This is a genomic window from Pseudoalteromonas sp. bablab_jr010 (assembly GCF_016464105.1).
Classification (GTDB): Bacteria; Pseudomonadota; Gammaproteobacteria; order Enterobacterales; family Alteromonadaceae; genus Pseudoalteromonas; species Pseudoalteromonas simplex.
The window spans coordinates 96,149-121,237 of sequence record NZ_JACDWV010000149.1; the positions used below are offsets into that span (position 1 = coordinate 96,149).

At 42.2% G+C, this 25,089-nt stretch carries 23 protein-coding genes; 20 read left to right on the forward strand and 3 right to left on the reverse strand.

Annotated elements, in window-relative coordinates; translation table 11 throughout:
• The first annotated feature begins 127 nt into the window (after nucleotides 1–127).
• The 5 genes from queA to secF all read left to right on the forward strand — a co-directional run bounded on the left by queA (nucleotide 128) and on the right by secF (nucleotide 5,631).
• On the forward strand, nucleotides 128–1,159 hold the full coding sequence (gene queA, locus JIG37_RS15785) for a tRNA preQ1(34) S-adenosylmethionine ribosyltransferase-isomerase QueA (RefSeq protein WP_054552485.1): 1,032 nt from the start codon (nucleotides 128–130) through the stop codon (nucleotides 1,157–1,159).
• A 138-nt stretch (nucleotides 1,160–1,297) separates the two neighbouring features.
• Nucleotides 1,298–2,425: a tRNA guanosine(34) transglycosylase Tgt gene (gene tgt, locus JIG37_RS15790; RefSeq protein WP_058583935.1), complete on the forward strand. Its 1,128-nt coding sequence runs from the start codon at nucleotides 1,298–1,300 to the stop codon at nucleotides 2,423–2,425.
• Between the two features lie 29 nt (nucleotides 2,426–2,454).
• Nucleotides 2,455–2,793 carry a preprotein translocase subunit YajC gene (yajC, locus tag JIG37_RS15795; protein WP_036973302.1) on the forward strand — a complete coding sequence of 113 codons (339 nt, stop codon included), beginning with the start codon at nucleotides 2,455–2,457 and terminating at the stop codon, nucleotides 2,791–2,793.
• Between the two features lie 22 nt (nucleotides 2,794–2,815).
• Nucleotides 2,816–4,675: a protein translocase subunit SecD gene (gene secD, locus JIG37_RS15800; protein WP_166339885.1), complete on the forward strand. Its 1,860-nt coding sequence runs from the start codon at nucleotides 2,816–2,818 to the stop codon at nucleotides 4,673–4,675.
• Nucleotides 4,676–4,683: 8 nt separating this feature from the next.
• Entirely contained in the window at nucleotides 4,684–5,631 is a 948-nt protein-coding gene (gene secF / locus JIG37_RS15805) for a protein translocase subunit SecF (protein WP_054552488.1), read from the forward strand.
• A 65-nt stretch (nucleotides 5,632–5,696) separates the two neighbouring features.
• Here secF and JIG37_RS15810 read toward each other — a convergent pair whose 3' ends face one another.
• Together JIG37_RS15810 and JIG37_RS15815 are read right to left on the reverse strand one after the other, a co-directional pair.
• On the reverse strand, nucleotides 5,697–7,193 hold the full coding sequence (locus JIG37_RS15810) for a mannitol dehydrogenase family protein (RefSeq protein WP_199529797.1): 1,497 nt from the start codon (nucleotides 7,191–7,193) through the stop codon (nucleotides 5,697–5,699).
• A gap of 17 nt (nucleotides 7,194–7,210) precedes the next feature.
• A complete protein-coding gene (locus tag JIG37_RS15815; protein WP_138600197.1) occupies nucleotides 7,211–8,923 on the reverse strand; it encodes a hypothetical protein in 1,713 nt (570 codons plus the stop codon).
• A gap of 596 nt (nucleotides 8,924–9,519) precedes the next feature.
• Between JIG37_RS15815 and JIG37_RS15820 the strand changes: the two genes are divergently transcribed.
• The 5 genes from JIG37_RS15820 to JIG37_RS15840 all read left to right on the forward strand — a co-directional run bounded on the left by JIG37_RS15820 (nucleotide 9,520) and on the right by JIG37_RS15840 (nucleotide 15,522).
• The gene (locus JIG37_RS15820; protein WP_199529798.1) at nucleotides 9,520–10,869 is read left to right on the forward strand and encodes a carbohydrate porin; all 1,350 of its coding nucleotides are present in this window, start codon (nucleotides 9,520–9,522) and stop codon (nucleotides 10,867–10,869) included.
• A gap of 256 nt (nucleotides 10,870–11,125) precedes the next feature.
• Nucleotides 11,126–12,082 (forward strand): sugar-binding transcriptional regulator, encoded by a 957-nt coding sequence (locus JIG37_RS15825; protein ID WP_138616872.1) that lies wholly within the window; start codon nucleotides 11,126–11,128, stop codon nucleotides 12,080–12,082.
• A gap of 99 nt (nucleotides 12,083–12,181) precedes the next feature.
• On the forward strand, nucleotides 12,182–12,730 hold the full coding sequence (locus JIG37_RS15830; protein ID WP_199529799.1) for a hypothetical protein: 549 nt from the start codon (nucleotides 12,182–12,184) through the stop codon (nucleotides 12,728–12,730).
• A gap of 87 nt (nucleotides 12,731–12,817) precedes the next feature.
• On the forward strand, nucleotides 12,818–14,608 hold the full coding sequence (locus JIG37_RS15835) for a GGDEF domain-containing protein (protein WP_054552494.1): 1,791 nt from the start codon (nucleotides 12,818–12,820) through the stop codon (nucleotides 14,606–14,608).
• Between the two features lie 83 nt (nucleotides 14,609–14,691).
• Complete coding sequence (locus tag JIG37_RS15840; protein WP_199529800.1) at nucleotides 14,692–15,522, forward strand: transporter substrate-binding domain-containing protein; 831 nt, start codon at nucleotides 14,692–14,694, stop codon at nucleotides 15,520–15,522.
• 33 nt (nucleotides 15,523–15,555) lie between these two features.
• Here JIG37_RS15840 and suhB read toward each other — a convergent pair whose 3' ends face one another.
• Nucleotides 15,556–16,359, reverse strand: coding sequence for an inositol-1-monophosphatase (gene suhB, locus JIG37_RS15845; RefSeq protein ID WP_054552496.1), 804 nt, complete (start codon nucleotides 16,357–16,359; stop codon nucleotides 15,556–15,558).
• A 278-nt stretch (nucleotides 16,360–16,637) separates the two neighbouring features.
• Between suhB and JIG37_RS15850 the strand changes: the two genes are divergently transcribed.
• From JIG37_RS15850 to JIG37_RS15895, 10 genes are all read left to right on the forward strand, one after another.
• Nucleotides 16,638–16,985 (forward strand): four helix bundle protein, encoded by a 348-nt coding sequence (locus tag JIG37_RS15850; RefSeq protein WP_199529801.1) that lies wholly within the window; start codon nucleotides 16,638–16,640, stop codon nucleotides 16,983–16,985.
• A 100-nt stretch (nucleotides 16,986–17,085) separates the two neighbouring features.
• Nucleotides 17,086–17,808: a tRNA (cytosine(32)/uridine(32)-2'-O)-methyltransferase TrmJ gene (trmJ, locus tag JIG37_RS15855; protein ID WP_062566066.1), complete on the forward strand. Its 723-nt coding sequence runs from the start codon at nucleotides 17,086–17,088 to the stop codon at nucleotides 17,806–17,808.
• 192 nt (nucleotides 17,809–18,000) lie between these two features.
• On the forward strand, nucleotides 18,001–18,492 hold the full coding sequence (gene iscR / locus JIG37_RS15860) for a Fe-S cluster assembly transcriptional regulator IscR (protein ID WP_054552499.1): 492 nt from the start codon (nucleotides 18,001–18,003) through the stop codon (nucleotides 18,490–18,492).
• Nucleotides 18,493–18,514: 22 nt separating this feature from the next.
• Entirely contained in the window at nucleotides 18,515–19,732 is a 1,218-nt protein-coding gene (locus tag JIG37_RS15865; protein ID WP_199529802.1) for an IscS subfamily cysteine desulfurase, read from the forward strand.
• Nucleotides 19,733–19,772: 40 nt separating this feature from the next.
• Nucleotides 19,773–20,156 (forward strand): Fe-S cluster assembly scaffold IscU, encoded by a 384-nt coding sequence (gene iscU / locus JIG37_RS15870; protein WP_054552501.1) that lies wholly within the window; start codon nucleotides 19,773–19,775, stop codon nucleotides 20,154–20,156.
• Nucleotides 20,157–20,167: 11 nt separating this feature from the next.
• Complete coding sequence (gene iscA / locus JIG37_RS15875; protein ID WP_054552502.1) at nucleotides 20,168–20,491, forward strand: iron-sulfur cluster assembly protein IscA; 324 nt, start codon at nucleotides 20,168–20,170, stop codon at nucleotides 20,489–20,491.
• Nucleotides 20,492–20,569: 78 nt separating this feature from the next.
• Nucleotides 20,570–21,097 carry a co-chaperone HscB gene (hscB, locus tag JIG37_RS15880; protein ID WP_054552503.1) on the forward strand — a complete coding sequence of 176 codons (528 nt, stop codon included), beginning with the start codon at nucleotides 20,570–20,572 and terminating at the stop codon, nucleotides 21,095–21,097.
• Nucleotides 21,098–21,144: 47 nt separating this feature from the next.
• Nucleotides 21,145–23,007 carry a Fe-S protein assembly chaperone HscA gene (gene hscA, locus JIG37_RS15885; protein ID WP_054552504.1) on the forward strand — a complete coding sequence of 621 codons (1,863 nt, stop codon included), beginning with the start codon at nucleotides 21,145–21,147 and terminating at the stop codon, nucleotides 23,005–23,007.
• A gap of 11 nt (nucleotides 23,008–23,018) precedes the next feature.
• Nucleotides 23,019–23,357: an ISC system 2Fe-2S type ferredoxin gene (fdx, locus tag JIG37_RS15890; RefSeq protein WP_054552505.1), complete on the forward strand. Its 339-nt coding sequence runs from the start codon at nucleotides 23,019–23,021 to the stop codon at nucleotides 23,355–23,357.
• 145 nt (nucleotides 23,358–23,502) lie between these two features.
• Nucleotides 23,503–24,930, forward strand: a complete 1,428-nt coding sequence (locus JIG37_RS15895; RefSeq protein WP_199529803.1) for an NAD-dependent succinate-semialdehyde dehydrogenase — start codon at nucleotides 23,503–23,505, stop codon at nucleotides 24,928–24,930.
• Nucleotides 24,931–25,089: the final 159 nt, after the last annotated feature.

The window sequence follows — 25,089 nt, forward strand, 5'->3', positions numbered from 1 at the left end:
AAGCGGTTAATAAGCACTTAAGTGTGTAAACCTGTAAACGGCCATTAACTTGGTCTAGGGCTTTGCTTGAGGTAGTAGGCGTATCAGAGTAAACTTGGCGCGTTTTTATTAATGAGAGATATGCTCTATGCGCGTAGCTGATTTTAGCTTTGACCTTCCTGATGAATTAATTGCTCGTTTTCCGAAAGCAGATCGAACTAGCAGTCGTTTACTGACGCTTGATGGCCCATCAGGGCAAGTTGAGCATAAAGTATTTAGTGATATTTTATCGCTCGTTAATGAAAATGACTTATTAGTTTTCAATAACACCAAAGTGATCCCTGCTCGCATGTTTGGGCAAAAAGAATCAGGCGGTAAGCTTGAGGTGTTAGTAGAGCGTGTACTTGACGAACACCGTGTGCTTGCGCATGTACGAGCTAGTAAATCGCCAAAACCAGGCTCAAAAATCATTCTAGAAGGTAAAGCAGAAGCAACCATGGTTGCGCGTCATGGCGAGCTTTTTGAGCTTGAATTTGCCAAAGACGAAAATGTACTCGATATCCTAAACGACATCGGTCATATGCCATTACCACCTTATATTGACCGCCCTGATAATGAGTCAGATCGTGAGCGTTATCAAACTGTTTATGGTGAAAAGCCAGGTGCCGTAGCCGCGCCAACAGCTGGCCTGCATTTTGATGATAAATTAATGGCAGCCTTAAAAGACAAGGGCATTAACATGGCCTTTGTGACCTTGCACGTGGGCGCTGGTACATTCCAGCCTGTGCGCGTTGACTCAGTTGATGAGCATGTTATGCACTCAGAGTACATCGAAGTACCAGATGAAGTGGTTAAAGCGGTAGCCGAAACGAAAGCAAAAGGTGGTCGTGTAATCGCTGTAGGGACTACATCAGTCCGCTCATTAGAGTCAGCAGCTAAAGTGCACGGCGGCAAACTAGATACTTACTTTGGCGATACCGATATCTTTATTTATCCGGGTTATCAGTTCAATGTGGTTGATGCCATGGTGACAAACTTCCATTTACCTGAATCAACGTTAATCATGTTAGTAAGTGCCTTTGCAGGTCAAGAGAACATAATGGGTGCTTACCATACGGCTATTGAGCAGAAGTATCGCTTCTTTAGTTATGGTGATGCGATGTTCTTAACGCGCAAATAACGTTAAAAAGCCCAGTTTTTGAACTGGGCTTTTTATTTTCGAATTTAGCTCAATTAATAGTAATAAACCTGCAAACAGGGTAGAATCGAGCGGTTAAATTATAGCTTGTTGGACTGTTTTTCCGACACTGAGGATAATATGAAATTTGAATTAGACCGCACTGACGGTAAAGCGCGCCGTGGCCGCTTGATTTTTGAACGTGGTGTTGTAGAAACGCCAGCATTTATGCCGGTAGGTACTTACGGTACTGTAAAAGGTATGACGCCTGACGAAGTGAAAGATACTGGTGCACAAATTTGCCTAGGTAACACTTTCCACTTAATGCTGCGTCCTGGTACAGAAATCATTAAGCAGCACGGTGACTTACACGACTTTATGAATTGGGATCGTCCAATCCTAACTGATTCAGGCGGTTTCCAAGTATTCAGCTTAGGCGCAATGCGTAAAATCACAGAAGAAGGCGTGATGTTCAGCTCACCAGTTAATGGTGAAAAAATCATGCTTTCGCCAGAAAAAGCGATGCAAGTTCAGCGTGATCTAGGCTCTGACATCGTGATGATCTTTGACGAATGTACGCCATACCCTGCGACTGAAAAAGAAGCGAAAGATTCTATGGAGTTGTCACTTCGTTGGGCTAAACGCTCAAAAGAAGGTCATGGTGATAACCCAGCTGCGCTGTTTGGTATTATCCAAGGTGGTATGTACCCTGAGCTTCGTGCACAATCGCAAAAAGGCCTAGAAGAAATCGGCTTTGATGGTTATGCATTAGGTGGTTTATCGGTTGGTGAGCCGAAAAACGAGATGATCAACATTCTTGACCACTGTGCTTACAAAATGCCTGAAGACAAGCCTCGTTACTTAATGGGCGTTGGTAAACCAGAAGACTTAGTTGAAGCGGTTCGCCGTGGTATCGATATGTTTGACTGTGTGATGCCTACGCGTAACGCCCGTAATGGTCATTTATTCGTAACTGGCGGCATTGTTAAAATTCGTAATGCAGTACATAAAACAGACACCGGTCCATTGGATCCTGAGTGTGATTGTCATACGTGTAAAAACTATTCACGTGCATACTTGCATCATCTTGATAAATGTAATGAAATCTTAGGCGCACGTCTAAACACGATTCACAACTTACGTTATTATCAACGCGTGATGGAAGGCTTACGTAATGCCATCAGTAATGGCAAACTAGACGAATTTGTTGCAGATTTTTATGCACGCCGCGGCCAAGAAGTGCCAGAGCTTGCAGATACATCAGATTAAATTTTTAGAAAAATTAAAGAGGAAGTGAAATGAGTTTATTCATCTCAAACGCCCACGCAAGTGCGGCAGGTGCAGCACCAGCAGGTGGTGGCATGGAAATGCTAATCATGTTGGGTATTTTCGGTCTGGTATTTTATTTCTTAATCTACCGTCCACAAGCTAAGCGTGTAAAAGAGCATAAAGCCCTAATGAGCGCAATGGCGAAAGGCGACGAAGTACTAACGCAAGGTGGTTTAGTAGGTAAGATTGCTAAAATCGCTGATGACAAAGACTTCATCGTGATTTCATTAAACGACCAAGCAGAAGTAACAGTACAAAAATCAGCTGTTTCTGCAGTATTGCCAAAAGGCACTATGAAGTCGCTATAACAATAAAAATAAGGACTCACACGTGTTAAACAAGTTTCCATTATGGAAGTATTTACTTGTTCTTGTAGTGTTAGTCGTTGGTATTTTATATGCCTCTCCTAACTTGTATGGCCGAGACCCGGCCATACAAGTATCGGGCACTAAAGGTACTGATGCTGACCTCAGCGTACTCGATAAAGTAAATGCGACTCTCAAAGAACATAACGTTACTGTTAAATCAAGCAAACTTGAAGATGGACAAATCCTCGTTCGTTTTAAGAATGTTGAAGACCAACTAAAAGCGCAAGATCTACTGCGTGATTCCCTTAGTGAAGATTATATCTCTGCAATCAATATGGCACCTGCTCAACCAGAGTGGTTAAAGTCACTGGGTGGTAACCCAATGAAACTAGGCCTAGATTTAAGCGGTGGTGTTCACTTTACTATGGAAATCGACATGGCGACGGCGGTTGATACTCAGCTTGAGCAAATGGAACAAGATTTCAAAAGTGACTTACGTGAAGAAAAACTACGTTATCGCACTATTCGCCGTGTAGCGAACAGCGAGCGATTACGTGTTGAAATGCGTAACGAAGAAGATAAAGACGCAGCAGAGCGTTTCTTATCAACTCGTTACCCATTAAACGTTTACGTTGATGATAGCAGCAGCGACAATGCTTTTTATGCCAGCATGAGCGAGCAAAAGCTAAAAGAAATTCGTGACTACGCTATCAAGCAAAACGAAACGATTATCCGTAACCGTATTAACCAAATCGGTGTTGCAGAGCCTAACGTACAGCGCCAAGGTGCTGAGCGTATCATCGTGCAACTTCCGGGTGTACAAGATACAGCGCGTGCTAAAGAGATTCTAGGTGCAACAGCAACTCTAGAATTCCGTGAAGTTGACGAAAACGCAGATGCAAGTGCAGCGCTTCAAGGCCGTTTACCGCCTGGTACAGAAATGATCATGGCGCGTGAAGGTTACCCAGTGGTTCTTAAGCAGCGCATCATTCTTGAAGGTAGCCACATCACTGGCGCGCAATCAGGTATGGATGAGTATCAACGTCCACAAGTTAGTATTACGCTAGATAGCAAAGGTGGCGCAAAAATGAATGCGTTCACTAAGCGTGCTATCGGTAAACGCATGGCTACAGTATTTATCGAATACAAGCCATCAGGTAAAACAGATGAAAACGGTAAAGCACTTCCGCCAATTAAAGTGGAAGAAGTGATTAACGTGGCGACCATTCAAGCGCGTCTTGACCGTTCATTCCGTATTACAGGTATCGATAACCCAGCTGAAGCACATAACCTTAGCCTATTACTTCGTGCTGGTGCACTGGTTGCGCCAATTCAAATCGTTGAAGAGCGCACGGTAGGTCCAAGCCTAGGTCAAGAGAACATCGAAGCGGGTATGACTGCCGTTGTGCTTGGTTTCGTGTTTGTACTGGTATTTATGCTTATTTACTACAAAGGTTTCGGCATGGTGGCGAATATCGCTCTGGGTGCCAACCTAGTATTAATTGTTGGTGTGATGTCGCTTATTCCGGGTGCTGCGTTAACGTTACCGGGTATTGCAGGTATCGTATTAACCGTCGGTATGGCGGTTGATGCCAATGTACTTATCTTCGAACGTATTCGTGAAGAACTTGCTGATGGCCGTAGTCCACAACAAGCCGTTCATTTTGGTTACGACAGCGCGTTTAGCACCATTTTAGATGCTAATATCACAACACTTATCGCAGCAGTGATCCTATTTGCAGTGGGTACTGGTCCTATTGCTGGTTTCGCAGTAACGCTAGCGATTGGTATTATCACCTCTATGTTTACAGCCATTGTTGGTACCCGTGCGGTAATCAACTTATTCATTGGCGGTAAGCGTATTGATAAGTTGTCGATTTAGGAGTCAGCATGCAAATTTTAAAACTCGGTGGTAAAACACTCCCGTTTATGAAGTTAAGAAAGTTTGCCATGACATTATCAACTTTGTTGATTTTGGCTTCTTTCGTGTCGTTTTTTACTAAAGGCTTAAATTTTGGTCTCGACTTCACTGGCGGTACCGCTGTTGAGGTAGGCTTTACACAAGCACCTGATCTTAAAGAAGTACGTGATGCAATCACTGAAAGTGGCTTTGAAGATTTCTCAGTGCAACTGTTTGGCTCAAGTAAAGAAATTCTAGTGCGTCTTGCTCCGCAAGGTGCTGGCGTAAAAGCAGAAGTAATTGGCAACCAAATCATTACGGCATTACAAAAAGTTGAGTCGACAGTAGAAATGCGTCGTATCGAATTTGTTGGCCCAAGTGTTGGTGAAGATCTAAAAGAGCAGGGTGGCCTTGCCATGTTAACTGCGCTTATCTGTATCTTAATTTACGTTGCGTTTCGTTTTGAATGGCGTTTTGCGGTAGGTGCTGTATCAGCACTATTACACGACGTTATCATTACATTAGGCCTATTCTCAGTACTAGGCCTAGAGTTTGACTTAACGATTCTTGCGGCGATTTTGGCGGTAATAGGTTACTCACTCAACGATACCATCGTTGTATCTGACCGTATCCGTGAAAACTTCCGTAAAGTGCGCATTGATGACACGATTGAAATTATCGATATTTCATTAACGCAAACGTTAAACCGTACCCTAGTAACATCAATCACCACTATCCTAGTATTGATTGCGTTATTTGGCTGGGGTGGTCAAACGATCCACGGTTTCGCAACTGCATTACTATTTGGTGTGTTCATCGGTACTTATTCATCTGTTTATGTTGCTTCAGCTGTTGCAATTGCAATGGGTGTAAGTAAAGAAGACTTAATTCCTGAAGTAATTGAAAAAGAAGGCGCGGATCTCGATCCTATGCCTTAATCAGTGATACAAAAAGAAACCGCCCTAGGGCGGTTTTTTTATTTTTAAACTTACTCTGCCTGATACTACTTGGCCTTATAACTACTTAACACCGCCTCCATAATCTGCTCAATTGCCACTCCCGCATAGAGTTGGCTGATGTAATATTTATATTCATTACAAAATGACTCGTTCTCAATAATTGAGCCGAAAATGCTCGGTTGCTCAAGAAAAGCAAGTGGTGAAATGCGTGATGCATGAGCAGCCTGCTGTAATGTTTCAGCCATATCATCGATAACCTCTAAAGGCTGACCTTGTTGAGACGAATGCGTGTCGCTGTATAAGCACCAAGCTGCAATTATTAAATTAGCAATCGCACTATTTCCACCAATTTTAAGGTTCTCTACTATCGTAGGTACTAAAAAGGTGGAGACTTTACTTGCGCTTTGAGAGCAAATTCGTGCAAGGCTATCCTTGATGTTAGGGTTTGCAAATCGAGCTATCAGTGTTCGCTTATAATCACTTAGATCAATACCAGGTACGTCATCTAAAATCGGTGTTACTTCGTTATCCATGAAGTTGCTTACCACTGTAGCAAATAAGGGATCTGAAATTGTTTGCTCTATGGTTTGATAGCCACGCAAAGATCCGAGTATTCCCATAACAGTATGGCTTGCATTTAATAAGCGAATTTTCATGGTTTCATAAGGCGTTACATCATTGACTATTTGCGCACCTACTTTCTCCCAAGCTGGGCGTTGTTGACAAAATTTATCCTCGATGACCCATTGGTGAAAAGGCTCACACGTGACAGGCCATGAATCAATCACTCCCAGCTGTTCTGCTAGAGCAATATCTTTATCTGTGGTTGCAGGCGTAATACGGTCGACCATTGCATTAGGAAAGCTAACTTGATTTGCGACCCAATCAGCAAGCTCTGAGTCATATGAACTAATGTAAGTAACTAACATTTTTCGTATGACATCACCGTTGTGTTGAACATTATCACAAGACTGAACTGTAAACGGTTTTTGCCCACTCTTTCTGCGGCGATCTAAAGCTGCAGCAAGGTAGCCAAAAATCAGCTTTGGCTTGTTTGGGTTTGCTAAATCATGTTGTATATCTGGGTTTGAAAAATCGAACTCGCCGGTAGATGGATCATAATTATAACCGCCTTCGGTTATTGTTAATGAAACAATCTGGGTTTCTTCAGCGGCCATTTTACTTATAACAGCTTCTGGATCATCCGGCGCTAAGAGAAAATCGGTTAAACAGCCAATTATTTGCGTATCAGTTTTGCCATTTGGGTGCTTTACCAATAGGGAGTACAGATAATCTTGTGCTTCTAAAGATTGCTTTATAGCCCGATCAGCCTCGCGTAAGCCTATACCGCAAATGCCCCAACTTAGATCGCCAGTATGGTTGATGTAGTTATCATTATAGAAAGCTTGATGAGAGCGGTGAAACCCGCCCACACCAACATGGACAATCCCAGCTTTTAGTGATTGTCGGTTATAACGCGGCACTGATATAGATGTAGGAAAAGAGCTCAGTGTTGAGTTATTTAAAGAAAGTGCGCTCATGTTTTGCCCCCGAGCAGTTAAACGGCTGAAAATTGTTTTTTACGCTGCATAGCCCAATACGCACTCGCGAAGTAAATGATGGTACAAGCGAATCCACTATTGAAAAATAACGTTCTATTGTGTTCATAGGAAGCAACATCTGGTGAGTTGAACATGGCATTTGCTGCTAGCACCACAGTAACACCTAGACTTAACCAAGCAACCGCAGTGAGTACTTTGGTTAACAGGCGCTGATCAAGAATAAATGCTGGCTCATTGGCTGCTTGTTCGGCGTGAAATCTTTCTACTTTTTTATCAAAATTAGCTAGCTCTGCTTCTTCTTCAGGATACTTCTGCGCAGCGCCATTTCGTTTTGCTAATAAAATATATACGACAATACTGAATACCCAAGTTGGTAAGAAAAGGTAGTAGAATGGGATTATATTGATCGCGTTTAGTGTAAATCCGAACACTAGGCCAAGTGCCCACGCAATAACAGCCGCAGAGCTATGCTCAAGCTTTTTGTAGGTGACCCAATAACGAGTTAGACCTATCTTTGGAAATAAAAAATGTTCAGCAAAAACGATAGCGCCAACAGGTACGACTAAAAGTCCTGCGTATGTAAGAAGTGGCAGTAGCTTAGTAAATACAAATGGAAAGCAAGCAATTAAAACAGTAACAATGCCCACTAAAAATGTCGTTCTGGTACGCGAAAGGTTACTAAATATAGCTTGTGCAGCAAGACCAGCTCGGTATAAGTTTGCATTTGCTGTAGTCCAACCTGCAACAATAACAATAACTAACCCAGATAACCCAAGTGCATGGAACGCAACATCGCCAGGATCTAGCTCAGTAATCGACTTTTTCACCAAAACTGCTGTACCCGCACCCATAATGCCTGCAGAGATCCAAGCGATATAGTGACCAAATAACATACCGGCTGATGTGCATAAGCCATAGCTTTTTTTCTTCGCGTAACGCAGCAGAGCCATGTCTATTAAACCAAAGTGAGTGATGGTGTTTGCTGCCCAAGAGAAACCAATGACTTCTAATAGTCCTATGCCTGGCTCACCATTGGCATCTAACCCAGTCCATACAGAGACACTGCCAATGTGCATGAAGTCTCCCCAACTCGAGACAGAGGTTTCACCAATGACCGAATTGGCAAGTTCAGGCATGAGTACTAATGGACCGCTGATGAACATAACAAATAACCACGGAGCACAAATACCTGAGAATTGCGATACAGCGTTAAAACCATACATAGCAACCAATACAACGATAATGCCTACGGCAAGAACGACCATGACAAACCATGCGTTTGTTGGATACCAATTTAATTGCGCGGGAATATCAAGTGCAAAGCGAACAGCCGTTGCAGAAACGGTGATCATAGCAGCAGAAATAACCGTAAAGATTATGACGTTCGCCCAGTTATATAACCGGGTCATTGAGTTTCCTGCTATTTTTTGAAGGTACGTATATAGACTCAGGCGTGTTTCAACAGCAATTGGGGTGGTGATTAGTGTCCAGCTTAGCACGGCGAGAATATTACCAATTAGCAAGCCAAGCAGAATATCCGTCATGGTTGCGCCAAGTGCGACAAAGGTTGCGCCAAATACAAATTCAGTAGCAGCAACATGCTCTCCTGCGTATAAACCTAAAAAATGTCTCCATCCTTTGAGCTTATGTTTTGCAATAGGTAATTGCTCTTCTTCTATATGGTTTAGGTCTTTATGATTAGTATTCATAAGTAACGATCCCAGTACTTTTTAGGCATGCTGATTTGTAAGCAAATAGCTTAACTGCATCTTTATTTGTGTGTTCATTGTTTAACACTAAAACTTTTTATTAGATAAATAGAAAATTTCAAAAATCAACACGCCCATGATTGTTGTCATTGAGTATTTACATAAAGTAAATCTTCCTGCTTGGGCAAATGGGTTGTACGTGGGCATAATCCTATTTTGGTTGCTGTTTGTCAATGTTAATGAATCAGTCTATTTAATCGGCTGATTGTCATTAATAAGTCGAAGTAATTGCTCTTGTTCTGAAATTAAAACTTCATTAAATCAATCTTGATAAAGTTGTTATTTTTTAACTGTTTATGGGGGTTGTTAATTTTTCCTGAAATGGTGTTCACATGAAAGAGGATTAGTTTTATCCATTTTAATTTCTCTTTCACAGATTCTAATTTCTTTTAATTAGAATTTGAGCTCTATTTTTTGATGTTGACAAATATATTTTGTGTTAGGAATATGCTCATGTTTACGTCATTTGCTCTTTCCTGGGCGTTGAATACTAAGATGTTGATCAGCTAGGGCAAATTAAAATGGAGAACACGCATATGAACACAAATCAACAACCAAAGTTTTGTCGTACATGGAAAGGGGAAAGTGAACGCTATTTAAACGTCGCTCGGCTTAAATCTATCGCAGCCATTATGTTGCTGTATTCTCAGTCAGGTTATGCAGATGATAGTTTTGATGTTCACAGCCATCTAAGTGGCGAATGGCTAGGGGCAAGAGATAAGCTAGCAGAGCAAGGTGTGGATGTTCGCTTAGGCTACTTTAGTCAAACAGCTCACAACTTAAAAGGGGGAGAAAGTACAGAAACGGCTTATGCCGATCAGTTTTTTGCCGGTGGCTACTTTAATTTAGAAAAATTGCTTAATTGGTCGGGTGCCGAATTTAAGGTGGAGCTTACCAACCGTAATGGCGAGCTTATTAATGAAAAAGCAAACCTGCCAGTTTTGCTGCAGTCGCAACAAATTTATGGTCGTGGCAATGTAACGCGTTTAACTCAATTCTCTCTAACTCAGCATTTATTTGAAGATCAACTTAGCATTAAAGTGGGTCGAATTTACCCAAGTGCTGATTTTTTTGCCATGAGTTGTGCCTTTCAGCACCTGACATTTTGCAGTGGTGGCTCATCCAATTATTTGAGTAGTAGTTGGTATGGTGACCCCCTTAGTGCACTAGGTGTGCAACTAACATACAAAGTCACTGATAATTTGCTTTTTAAACTAGGCAGTTATGATGCAAACCCTGCAACTATGTCATTAAATCAAGGATTGAAATTAACAACATCAGGAGAGGTTAAGGGCACGACCTTGGTAGGTGAGTTGGAATATAAACGCCAATACAAGAATGGGTTAGATGGAGATTATCGATTTGGCGTTGTCCGCAGCAGTTTAGATAAAACTAAATTAGTCAATAATGCGGGTTACCCTGCTGGCACGACAAGTGATATGGTCGCTATAGAAGATACTGATAATGCATTTTATTTTAATATTGAACAACAGCTAACTCGAAATAGTTCTGGAGGTGGCTTACGTATCTTTGCGAGTATGATTCACGCAGATCAAAGTGTCAGCGCTATAGGCGAAGTTTTGGCTTTTGGCGGATATATTGATGCACCTTTTGTTAGTAGACCACACGACCGTATTGGTTTTGCTGTGGGCCGAAACAGTGTCAGTAATGAGCTTAGTGACGCTCAGCGCTTTTATAATACGAATTTTTCAGATGATGAAGTACTCGTAAGGGATCATGAGTACCCGATTGAGTTAAATTATAACTATGTTGCTACCCCAGCAATACAGTTAATGCCTAGTATTCAGTATATCATCGACCCTAATGGTGATAATGATGCTGAGAATGCAATGATTGCAGGTTTGCAGCTAAGTTTAAATTTTTAGTTAAAGCTTAAACCGACGTTATTTGGCAGCGAGTGCACGACTTTTGTTGTGCCGCTGAGAAGGGCTTGCGGTTATTGTCTCTTTGTGAAATACATAGGCACCTCACTAATATTTAACAAAATTTAGTAAGGTGTCTTGTTAGTTTAGAGTGTGAACCCTAAAATTGTTATTCATGACAGATTATGTATAGAATAGCCGCTGAATAGCTGATTTTTCTAATCATTTACCTCATTTATTGTTCAAACAGGCGTATAAAATGGCTTCAATTCCTAGCAATGATAATCAAAAATTAGAGGAAGCAGCGAGGGCTGGCTGGCTCTACTATGTTGCTGGTAAAACACAAGATGAAATAGCTAAGCAACTTAATACGTCTCGCCAATCTGCGCAAAGGCTTGTTGCTTTAGCAGTATCTCAAGGGTTAATAAAAGTACGATTAGAACATCCAATTCGACGCTGTATGGAGCTTGCTGATGCGCTACAAAATCGATACGGTTTGCTTAGTTGTGAAGTGGTGCCTAGCGAGAGTAACGATATTAATTCTACCATTGGCTTGGCTCAAGCGGGTGCCGCAGAAATTGAAAGACAACTAAAGCAGCGCCATGCAAAAATCATTGCGTTTGGTACTGGAAGAGTGTTGCGCGCATGCGCAGAAGAGCTACCTACGATGCAATGCCCACACCATCGTATTGTATCTTTAGTTGGAAATATTGCTCAGGATGGCTCAGCAAGTCGCTATGAAGTAGCTATTCATGTTGCAGAAAGGGTTGGTGCGCAACATTTCCCTATGCCAGTTCCAGTTATAGCAGAATCTGAAGCTGATAAAGCAGGTTGGCAGCAATTAACGCATGTTAAAAATGTACATCAACTGGCATCACAAGCGGATGTTTCTTTTGTTGGTGTTGGAGATTTAGGAATAAATTCTCCCCTTCATTTAGACGGCTTTGTTACTCGGCATGAACTAGCTGCGCTTGACGCTATTGGTGCAACAGGTGAAGTAATTAGCTGGATTTTCGATAGTGAAGGTCATCTCGTCGAATCAGAAATAAATAATCGCGTGACGAGTGCGGTGCTTTCTCCATCAAATGATAAACGTGTTATTGGGATTGCTGCGGGTGACAGTAAAGTGCCAGCCATTGCAGGAGCGATCGAATCAGGAATGATCAATAGTCTCATTACAAATGAACTAACAGCAGAAGCACTGTTGCTGAGGTAAGTCTTGGTATTATTAAGTTTACTAATTTGGTAACAAGTGACAGTTTTACAGCTGTTTATGATTTTTAAAAACGAGTCTAACTATACTCTCGGAGACATTATGAAACACCTGATGTTTAGCGTGTTTATACTTTTAATGCTCAGTGCTTGTGACGATAAGCTTGAGCCAGAACAGACAGAAGTACAGCAAACACCTGAGGTAACACTTCAGCAGCAGTTCGACAGCTACCAAGGTTTAGCTTGGCAAGTTGTAGAGGCACTACAAAACCAATCAGCTGCTCAGCAATTACAAGACCTGACGTTCAAGTTAATTACTTCATCAACAGGTTTGTTTTTAAACCTAAAAGCACAATTGCCAGAGTGTGAGGCAAGTTTGCATGCGCTGGCAGACGCAACTGAGTTTCAACAACAAAGTGATGACGCAGATGCATTGCAGAATGAAATGACAATAAATGTAGATCCTGAACTACCTGAGTTTGCGGCGCCAAGCTGTTATCACGCACAGCAGTTATTACTTAATCCACTTGCAGTTTATAAATTAGCGCAACAAGCTGATTTAGCTACGAGTGATTACCAAAATGCTAAATTAAAAATGACTGATAGTTTTGCCCGCATTAAGCAACTTGAGCTCATCACCGCTATTGAGTAGTCTGCACTCGTAATAGCCTTGCCATAAAATTGTCATACAAGGTTGATAATTTACCCACCTATTTGTATTACTAACGCTAGGTGTAAGGTGAACGCACAACTACAGCAGATCTTAGATAACAGTGCAATTGAGACCTTGTTTCAACCTATCTTTGATATTTCTAATCAACATATTTTGGGCTATGAGGCATTAAGCCGCGGCCCAAAAGGGTCTGAATTAGAAATGCCGAGTGCATTATTCAGCGCAGCAATTGCTTGCCATAAGATCTCTGAATTGGAGCTACTTTGCCGCAGTAGAGCAATTGAGAACTTTGTGAAACTCAATTTACAAGGCAAGTTATTCTTAAATGTAAGCCCTAAAACCTTACTCGACCCTTGCCACCCTAAAGGTGAAACATTACACCTAGTTGAACACTTTGGCCTTGCAACCAATCGGGTCGTTATTGAGGTTACAGAACAAGAAAAAGTCGATGATGGTTTTTTATTGTTAAAAACCATTGCTCATTATCGTGAGTTAGGTTTTTCGATTGCTATTGATGACTTAGGGGCTGGCTATTCTGGCTTAAAGCAATGGTCTGAGTTATGTCCTGAGTTTGTAAAAATAGACCGCTACTTTATCGACCACTGCGATCAGAGTGTGGTTAAAAAAGAGTTTTTAAAGTCAATTATAGAGCTTGCAAAAGCCACCAATACGCAAGTTATCGCAGAAGGCATAGAACGGGCAGAGGAGCTTCGTTTACTCGAAAGCTTAGGTGTGCAACATGCACAAGGCTTTTTACTTGAAAGGCCGAGCTTACAGCCAAGTTACGAAATAAATATTCACTGCTTAAAGCACTTAGAGTCATCAGATAATAGCAATACTTTTGAGCAGTCTATGGCGATTGGTTGGTTGGCGGTCGAGCACGCCAGCATAGAAGCAACAACCCGCTGTAAAGATGCCCACAGTATCTTTGAGCAAGATAAAACGCTAACTAGTCTTGCCGTATTAGAGCACAATATTCCTGTTGGTTTATTACACCGAGATCAACTCACTGAAGTGTTTGCTGCTCCCTATGGCCATGCACTTTATGATAAGCAGCCAGTTACTTCTTTAATGGATAAACAGCCGTTAATCGTTGACGAAAACGAGTTACTCGATACGGTGAGTCAGCAAATTACCGAGTTTGAGTTTGATATTCGACGCCATATTGTGATCACTCGAAATGGTGAATACTTAGGTTTGGCGCCATTGCGTAATATCTTAAAACACATTACCGAAGAAAAAATCCGCCATGCACAACATGCCAACCCGCTGACTATGCTGCCGGGTAATGTCGCGATTAACGAAGCAATTGAGCTGAGACTTCGTAATAACTATCCGTTCTCACTCGCATACGTTGATTTAAACCACTTCAAACAATTCAATGACCTGTACGGTTATGCCAGTGGTGACAGCGTTATAAAATTACTTGCTGAAGTCATCGTCGAGGCCTGTAGTACTAGCAAAGGGTTTGTCGGGCACATTGGCGGTGATGACTTTATGGTGGTGTTTGATAAAAATGATGCAGAGCAAGTTTGCCATAACATTATTAGTAAGTTTGAGCTGCAGTCTCGGGCCTTTTTCACACCAGAACATATTGAGCAAGGGGGTTATTGGGCAAGCAATCGAGAAGGTAAAAAGCAGTTTGTGCCACTGCTTACATTATCAATCGGTTTAGTTAAGCCTGATTTAGAGCTATGTATTAACAGCCACCAAGTCGCAGCGCTGGCAACTGATGCGAAAAAAGAGGCCAAACGTTATCAGAGTAGCCACTTGTTTGTATGTAAACGTAGCCGACCAGCCCCCGCAGTGGTACGTTTAAGCAGCCATAAAGATGAAGCGATATCTGCCCGCTCATGAAGAAATTTTAAGTTTGCTTAATTTTACTTGTGTCCCTGTTTAACTGGGTGTAGCTTAAAAAAAACACAATAAACAAAATAACAATGAAGCGACTATGTAGTGCAATCCTAGTATTGCTAAGCCTAGGATACAGCCTTACCACAGAAGCTAAAAATGTGGTCAATTTAGCGATTGAACAACGCCCACTTTATAAACGCGATTATTACCTTCATGAATTGCTGGCAGCGGCTTTACGCGCCAGTAATTATCAAGCAGAAATCAACGAAGTTCTGGTTCACCCTCATCAACAGCGCACTTTGCTGATGCTCGATGAAAAGCAGGCCGATGTGTTTTGGAGTATGACAAGCCCCGAGCGAGAACACCTTGCAATAGCAGTCAAAGTACCTCTGTTTAAAGGCTACATTGGTAAACGCGCATTACTCACTAAACGAGCGTTTCTACCGCGTTTTAAAGATGTAAAAACGAAACAAGATTTAGCGCAGTTTAGTGCCATTCAAGGCCATGATTGGCCTGATACAAAAATCCTTGCGCAAAACGGCTTAACAGTCAGGCCACTGGCAAATTATCAAGCGATGTTTAACTTAGTGATTAGAGGGCGAGTAGATTATTTTCCACGTTCGTTTATTGAAGTCATGTCTGAAATGGAACAAATCAAAAGTGACGAGCTGGTTATAGTGCCTAACCTTTATATTACTTATCCAACAGCATTTTACTTTTTTGTCAGTAACCACAAGCCTGAACTAGCTGAGGTATTATTAAAAGGGCTCAACACGATGAAAAGCTCGGGCGAATTTGAGCAATTATTTGCCAGTTACTTTGCTGAAGACTTAGCTAAGTTGCCATTTAAAGAAGGTGAAGTCATAGAGATAAAACTCGACAACGATTATTTTCAGCCACAAAAAAAGGAGCCTTAGCTCCTTTTTTGCATTTTTACATTACAACCGCTATTAGCGAAGTAGTGACTCAGTTAACACTGGGCGAATTTCACGAATGATCGCTTGAGTTAACTTAGGTGCACCACAAATGATGTTGCCGCTTTGGTTATAGTTAATACCACCTGCGAAATCAACAACCATACCGCCAGCTTCTTTAACTAAAAGCTCGCCTGCTGCTGTGTCCCATGGCTTAAGGCCAATTTCAAAGAAACCATCAACACGACCCGCTGCAACATAAGCCATATCTAATGCAGCAGAACCTGCACGGCGGATATCAGCAGTGTGCACGAAAAGTGCTTTAAACGCTTCAGAGTATGCGTCTAAGTGGTGCTTTTGTTTGAATGGGAAACCAGTTGCGAGTACAGAACCTGCTAATTCGTTAGTTTTAGTTACGCGTAAACGCTTGCTGTTAAGCTGTGCGCCTTGACCACGAGAAGCCGTGAATAATTCACCGCGGATTGGATCATAGATAACAGCTTGATCTAAACGACCTTTAACTTTAAGTGCAATAGATACTGCGAAATGAGGGATACCCTTGATGAAGTTAGTTGTGCCATCAAGTGGGTCTACAATCCATTGGTAATCTGCATCTTTACCTTTATGCTCACCAAGCTCTTCACCTACGATAGTGTGATCTGGGTAAGATTTTAAAATAGTGTCACGAATTGCGGCTTCAGCTTCTTTGTCGATGTTAGTCACTAAGTCGTTAGTGCCTTTTTGTTGTACATCAACTTTTGATAAGTCTTCACTTGCGCGAAGTAAAATTTTGCCTGCGTTACGCGCAGCGCGAACCGCAATGTTTAACATTGGATGCATAGCATTACCTTTGGGTTGTAAAAGAACGAATATATTTAAGCCGGCGTATTCTAGCGATTTCTAGCGTAAAGTAAACAATAAACTCGAATAAATTAGGTTGTTTTTTGTACGATTCTGATTTTGTTATTGATTTAATTTAAGAAGAAGGGGTTAGTGGTCTGAAGAAGTGGTTAGTTGTCAGAAGTTAGATATCGTTGAGCCGTCAGCCGTCAGTTTGAAATTTGCATTCTGAAAAATTCGTGCCTATATAAAGTTTTTATACTTAAAAGGATGCAAGTATGAATTTTGAAAAATTAGAGGTATGGAAGCGTTCAGCAAGATTAAGTGCTGACATCTACAAAGAAACGACAGATCTAAATGATTTTGGCTTTCGCAATCAGCTCACACGTTCTGGTTTATCAATACCGAGTAATATCGCAGAAGGTATGGCGAGAGTCAGCAAAAAAGAGCGGGTACGTTTTTTAGATATATCAAGATCGTCAATAGCAGAAACACGAACTCAAATTTATATCGGAATTGAGATTAAATATATCGATGCCGCCATAGGTAGAGCTTGGGTAAGTGAAACGGAAGAGCTATCAAAAATGTTGACATCTCTTATGCATAGGATCGAAGCTGATAGCTGATAGCTGATAGCTGATAGCTGATAGCTGATAGCTGATAGCTGATAGCTGATAGCTATGTTATAATCCCGGCAATTTTTGACTTTCAGTAAGTAACAACGCAATGACACTTGATGATATTCGTATCGTATTAGTTAACACATCACATTCTGGTAATATTGGCTCAGCGGCACGTGCTATGAAAACGATGGGCTTATCAAATTTATATCTTGTTGATCCTGCTTGTGAAATTGACAGTCATGCGAGTGCGCTTGCAGCTGGTGCAACTGATGTTTTAGGTAAAACAGTGGTTGTTGATACACTGGCAGATGCGATTGCTGATTGTGGTTTAACAATTGGTACTAGCGCACGCTCACGTACTTTATCTTGGCCAATGGTTGAGCCGCGTGAATGTGGTGAAAAGTTAGTGGCTGAGGCTGAACAGGGTCCTGTTGCACTCGTATTTGGTCGCGAAAATAGTGGTTTAACGAACGAAGAACTACAACAATGTAACTACCACGTATGTATTCCTGCAAATCCTGAGTACAGCTCGTTAAATCTCGCGATGGCCGTGCAAACACTGTGTTATGAAACACGTATGGCATATTTAAATAAACAGCCAAAAGTACAAGAAGAAGACGAAGCAACCTACCCAAATGCAAAGCAAACTGAGCTGTTCTACGAGCACTTAGAGCAAACGCTAAACGACACAGGTTTTATCATCAAACAACACCCTGGCATGGTGATGACTAAACTACGTCGCTTATTTAACCGCGCACGTCCAGAAGAAGCTGAGATGAACATTTTACGCGGTATTCTTACCTCTATTAATAAGTCTATTAAATAATCACAGGTTATAAGTATAATACTTGACTAAATTACTCAGGTAATTACAATGTACCCAGTACTTGACTGTTTTTGTCAAGTATTCGGTTTTATCAATGGCAAGTATCAATTTTTATCAAGTGATAATACTTGACTATTTTGGTCTGGTAATTAAAATTTGCACACCTTAGCGTGCAGTAACATCGGGGGCTCCATGAAGTTAACATCAAAAGGCAGATACGCAGTAACCGCCATGTTGGATGTTGCACTACATACAAATGTGGGTGCAGTGCCTCTTGCCGATATTTCTGAACGCCAAGAGATTTCGTTATCTTACCTTGAACAACTATTCGCCCGTTTACGTAAAAACGGCCTTGTGACCTCTGTGCGTGGCCCAGGTGGCGGATATTTACTAGGTCGAGAAGCGAACGAAATTTCTGTCGGCGATGTGATTAACGCCGTTGATGAGTCTGTTGATGCAACACGTTGCCACAATGCAACGGGTGGCTGCCAAAGCGGCATGCGTTGTTTGACTCATACCTTATGGTCGGACTTAAGCGCACGTATCGAAGAGTTTTTAAATAGTATTACCCTTGCTGAATTGGTGGAAAAGTCAGATGTGAAAGAAGTCGCATCGCGCCAAGATAACAGCATCAACAATGCAATTAAGCAACTGGAAAACATTCAAGTAAGCTGTCAACTGTAGCTTGACGAAAGCGGAGAGAGAAATGAAGTTACCGATTTATTTAGATTACGCAGCAACCACGCCTGTTGATGAACGTGTGGCAAAAGAAATGATGCAATGCCTGACTATGGACGGTAATTTTGGTAACCCTGCATCACGCTCACACCGTTTTGGTTGGCAAGCAGAAGAAGCAGTTGATCAAGCGCGTACAGATATTGCTGATCTGATCAACGCTGACCCGCGTGAAATTGTTTTCACTTCAGGTGCTACAGAATCAAACAACCTAGCAATTAAAGGTGCTGCGCAGTTCTATAAGAAGAAAGGCAAGCACGTTATCACTGTTAAAACAGAGCACAAAGCAGTGCTTGATACGTGTCGTGAACTAGAGCGTCAAGGTTTCGAAGTAACCTATATGGAAGTTGAAGAAAACGGTTTACTTGACCTTAAAAAGCTTGAAGCTGCAATGCGTGACGACACAGTACTTGTGAGCGTAATGCACGTAAATAACGAGCTAGGTGTTATCCAAGATATCGCGACAATCGGCGAAATGTGCCGTGAGCGCAAAATTATGTTCCACGTAGATGCTGCACAAAGCGCAGGTAAAGTACTTATCGACGTGCAACAGTTAAAAGTAGATTTCATGTCGTTCTCTGGCCACAAAGTATATGGCCCGAAAGGTGTAGGCGCACTTTATGTTCGTCGTAAGCCTCGCGCACGTTTAGAAGCGCAAATGCACGGTGGTGGTCATGAGCGTGGTATGCGTTCAGGCACACTAGCTACTCACCAATTAGTTGGTATGGGTGCGGCATTTAGAATCGCTAAAGAAGATTTCGAAAAAGACCATGCACACATCAGCGCACTTCGTAAGCGTCTGATTGATGGCATCATGGCTGATATGGACGAAGTTTACTTCAATGGTGAACCAAGTCACTCAGTTCCAGGTATTGTAAATATCAGCTTCAACTTTGTTGAAGGTGAGTCGTTATTAATGGCTGTTAAAGACATTGCTGTTTCATCAGGTTCAGCCTGTACCTCAGCAAGCTTAGAGCCTTCTTATGTACTACGTGCATTAGGCCGTAATGACGAGTTGGCACACAGCTCAATTCGTTTCAGCATTGGCCGCTTTACGACTGAAGAAGAGATTGATTACACCGTCGAACTAATCAAAAACTCGATCGGCCGTTTACGTGAGATGTCTCCTCTATGGGAAATGCATCAAGAAGGTATTGATTTAGATTCAGTTGAGTGGGCGCATCACTAATCAGTGATCGCCGCCGCTAGCAGGTAGTGAGGATAGTATTATGGCTTATAGTGATAAAGTAATCGATCATGTTGAAAATCCACGTAACGTGGGTGCTTTAGACAAAAATGATCCGTCAGTTGCAACAGGTATGGTGGGTGCACCAGCATGTGGTGACGTAATGAAATTGCAAATCAAAGTATCACCAGAAGGTGTAATTGAAGATGCAAAATTCAAAACATATGGTTGTGGTAGCGCAATCGCTTCTTCTTCACTTGTAACTGAGTGGGTCAAAGGCAAAACATTAGATGAAGCTGCAACAATCAAAAACACTGATATCAGTGCTGAGCTTGAATTACCGCCAGTGAAAATTCACTGTTCAATTTTAGCAGAAGACGCGATTCAAGCAGCAATTGCTGACTACAAAAGCAAACAAGCGAAGTAAGAGATAAATTCATGGCAGTGACATTGACAGATGCGGCAGCAAACCGCGTAGAATCATTTTTAGCAAATCGCGGCAAAGGCATTGGCCTACGCGTTGGCATTAAAACGACGGGCTGTTCAGGTCTTGCTTATGTTCTTGAATTTGTTGATGAGTTAGCAGACGGCGACGAAATTTTTGAAAGCCGTGGTGTGAAAGTTATCGTTGATGCCAAAAGCTTAGTCTACATTGATGGTACTGAGCTTGATTACACCAAAGAAGGTTTGAACGAAGGGTTTAAGTTTAACAACCCGAACCAAGCCGATGAGTGTGGTTGCGGCGAAAGCTTCACCGTTTAAGCTTAAAAAACTTTCTTTGCTTGAAGCCCTGCCTATGTAGGGCTTTGTTCTTTCCTGTTTACCGAGTTGGATTATGTAATGCGTTACTTTGAGTTATTTGCAATTCCAGTAGATTACAACATTGATTTAGCGACTATTAATAAACACTACCTTGAGCTGCAACGTGCAGTTCACCCAGATCGCCACGCAAGCTCTAGCAGCCGTGATAAATTACTTGCTGTGCAAAATGCAGCAGAAATCAATGATGCATTACAAACTTTAAAACACCCGGTAAAACGTGCTGAGTACATGCTAAGCGAGCTTGGTGTAGATATTCGCGCCGAGCAACAAACATTGCAAGACCCGCTATTCTTAATGCAGCAAATGGAGCTGCGTGAAGAATTAGAAGAACTTGAAAATGCCGCAGATCCTGATGCAGCAATTGCCCAGTTTGAAGCGCAAATTAAACAACTTGATAAACAATACAGCAGTGAATTAGCCGCTCAGCTGGCAAGTAATGATGAGCAACAATGGCAAGCTGCCGCTGACAATATTCGTAAATTGAAGTTTGTTTATAAGTTACGCGATGAACTAGAGCGTATTGAAGACAGTTTATTTGATGATTAATCGTTAGTTGTTACACAACAGCTATTTAAGAGTTTAAAAAGAGCATTATGGCATTATTGCAAATTGCTGAGCCGGGGCAGAGCGCGGCACCACATGAGCACAAATTAGCAGTCGGTATTGACCTTGGTACAACTAACTCGTTAGTTGCAACAGTGCAAAGCGGCGAAGCGCGCACACTGACTGATTTAGCAGGCAATGCGATGCTACCATCGGTTGTTCAATACCAAGCAGATAGCATTGTGGTTGGTGAGCGAGCGGCTGCAGCCGCTACTCAAGACCCTGCAAACACATTAATCTCGGTTAAGCGTTTTTTAGGTAAAACTCAGGCTGAAATCGAAAAAAGCTATGGTCAACTACCGTACGAATTTTGTGAGCATGATGGCTCATTAGCAATCAGCACAGTTGCAGGTGCAATTAGCCCTGTTACTGCATCGAGTGAAATTTTAAAAGCATTAAAACTGCGCGCAGAAGACAGCTTTGCAGGTCAAGACATCTTAGGCGCGGTTATTACAGTGCCAGCTTATTTTGATGATGCTCAGCGTCAAAGCACTAAAGATGCCGCCGAGCTTGCTGGTATTAAGGTATTACGTTTATTAAACGAGCCAACGGCTGCGGCTGTTGCTTATGGCCTTGATTCAGGCCAAGAAGGCATTATCGCCGTATACGATTTAGGTGGCGGTACCTTCGATATTTCTATTTTACGTTTACACCAAGGTGTATTCGAAGTGCTTGCGACTGGCGGTGACTCAAGCCTTGGTGGTGACGATTTTGACTCGCTATTAGTTGAATACTTTAAAAAACAAACGGGTGTGAGCGAGCTTTCTGCATCGGTATTGCGTTTATTCATCAATAAAGCAAAAGCGTGCAAAGAAGCACTAAGCCAATACCAAACTGTGAATGTAGGTTTAGAGTTTGACGGGCAAAGCCACAAAGTTGAAGTAACCCGCGAAACGTTTGATGAGCTTGCTCTTAGCCTTGTGAAGAAAACGCTACGTTCTTGCCGTCGTGCGGTTAAAGATGCGGGTATCGAGAACGAAGAAGTACTACAAGTTGTAATGGTTGGCGGCTCGACTCGTATGCCAATTGTACGCTCTCAAGTTGCTGCATTTTTTGATAAAGAGCCACTGACTTCTATCGACCCAGATCGCGTAGTTGCACTCGGTGCAGCACTGCAAGCAGATGTATTGGTTGGCAATAAGCCAGATTCAGACATGTTGCTATTAGACGTATTGCCACTGTCGCTAGGTCTTGAAACCATGGGTGGCTTGGTTGAAAAAATTATTCCACGTAACACCACGATCCCTGTTGCACGTGCACAAGAGTTTACTACTTTCAAAGATGGTCAAACTGCTATGTCACTGCATGTATTACAAGGTGAGCGTGAGCTAGTTGACGATTGTCGTTCATTGGCTAAGTTCAGCTTAAAAGGTATTCCGGCCATGGCAGCCGGTGCTGCGCATATTCGCGTAACCTTTAAAGTAGATGCTGATGGCCTATTAAGTGTATCGGCAATGGAAAAATCAACGGGTGTGCAAGCTGAAATTCAGGTCAAACCATCGTTTGGTTTATCGGACGACCAAGTTGCAAACATGCTTAAAGAGTCAATGACTAACGCTAAAGACGACATGCAAGCGCGTATGCTTAAAGAGCAGCAAGTTGAAGCGTTACGTGTTGTTGAAGCACTTGAAGCATCACTGGCAACCGACAGTGCATTACTTGACGAACAAGAATTAGGTGCGTTAAAAGCAGAAATTGCTAAACTTGTTGCCGTACGCGAAAGTGCAACAACACCTGCAGAAATTAAAGCAGCGATTGAAGCTGTAGACAATGCAAGTAGCGAATTTGCTGCTCGCAGAATGGATGCATCAATCAAAAAAGCGCTGCAAGGGCAGTCAGTAGACGAAGTTTAACGAGGTAAGGTATGCCACAAATTATTTTTCTTCCACACGAAGAGTTATGCCCAGAAGGCGCTGCTATTGAAGCTCCTACAGGTGAAACTGTATTAGATGTTGCACTAAAAAATGGTATTAGCATTCCACATGCTTGTGAAAAATCATGTGCATGTACAACATGCCACTTAATCATTCGTGAAGGCTTTGACTCTTTAGATGAGAGCGATGAGCTTGAAGACGATATGCTAGATAAAGCATGGGGTCTTGAGCCTGAATCACGCCTAGGTTGCCAAGCGGTGATCAAAGATGAAGATTTAGTGGTTGAAATTCCAAAGTATAATCTCAATATCGTTAATGAAGAGCATTAATTTTTAACGGCTTTGATTTCGTAAAAACCGCTGTAGTTGCTTGGTCTCTACAGCGGTTTTTTTATTTTAGAGCTGATAGCTGATAGCTGATAGCTGATAGCTGATAGCTGATAGCTGATAGCTGATAGTTTTACTTGGAGGTTCTATGTCTGATTTGGTTTTTTCTGATTCGTTTATCGACGGTGACTTTTACTCTACGAGCCAGCGTTTTAGTGTAGATAACCCCGCAACTGCAGAGGCGATCACTCATGTCTCTGATATTGATGCAGCAGGGGTTGAGCTGGCTTTAAAAAGTGCTGACGAGGCATTTAGCAAACTAAAGCAAACAACTGCAACCGAACGTAGTGAAACGCTGCGCCGATGGTATGAGTTGGTTATTGAGCACAAGCAACAGCTTGCTGAGTTAATGACTAAAGAGCAGGGTAAGCCTTTAAAAGAAGCCTTGGGCGAAGTGGAATATGGTGCGGGCTTTATTAAGTGGTTTAGCGAAGAAGCAAAGCGCAGTTATGGCGACACCATCCCTGCCACTGACAGTAAGCATCGTTTAACGACGATAAAGCAGCCAATCGGTGTGGTGGCTGGTATTACCCCTTGGAATTTCCCGATTGCCATGATCACCCGTAAAGTGGCACCAGCTTATGCCGCGGGTTGTAGTTTTGTAATTAAACCTTCGGAACATACGCCATTATGCGCTATTGCCTTAGCCTATCTTGCTGATAAAGCAGGGTTTGTAAAAGGATCGCTGAATGTGGTGGTCTCTGAAAACGCCAAAATGGTGGGTGAGATCATGACCGAGTCGGAGCGTGTGCGTAAGTTCACATTCACTGGCTCAACCGGTGTAGGTAAGCAGTTACTTTCGCAGTGTGCTTCAACCATTAAGCAAACGTCGATGGAGCTTGGCGGTAATGCCCCATTTATTATTTTCGATAATGCCGATTTAGATGAAGCAGTTGCAGGCCTTATGGGGGCTAAATTTAGAAACGCAGGGCAAACCTGTGTTGCCGCTAACCGAATTTTTGTTCAGCGCTCAGTGCTTGAAACGGTGCTCGAAAAACTCACAGGCAAAGTAGCTGAGTTAAAGGTAGGTAATGGACTTGATGACGGGGTAGATATCGGCCCATTAATTTACCCTAAAGCAAAAGAGAAAGTTCAAACGCTTGTGCAAGATGCGGTTGATAAAGGGGCGTCGTTAATCGGTGATAACAGCGAGCTTGAAGGTAGCTTTCAAGCGCCATTAATTTTAACCGATGTGACCCCAGAGATGGATATCTATCATGATGAAGTGTTTGGCCCTGTAGTCAGTATCATCGCTTTTGATGATGAAGAAGAAGTACTTCAGCTTGCGAACGACGTACCTTACGGTTTAGCTGCGTATTTTTATAGTGAAAACATAAAGCAAGTTTATCGAGTAAGCGAAGCACTCGAATACGGCATGATAGGTATTAACGAAGGTCTTATTTCAAACCCAGTAGCGCCATTTGGCGGCGTTAAACAGTCTGGTTTAGGCCGAGAAGGCGGCCACCAAGGGTTAGATGAGTACCTAGAAGAGAAGTATCTTTGTGTTAAGGTTTGAGCCGTTAGCCGTCAGCCGTCAGACTGATAGCTGATAGCTGATAGCTGATAGCTGATAGCTGATAGCTGATAGCTGATAGCTGATAGCTGATAGCTGATAGCTGATAGCTGATAGCTGATAGCTGATAGCTGATAGCTGATAGCTGATAGCTGATAGCTG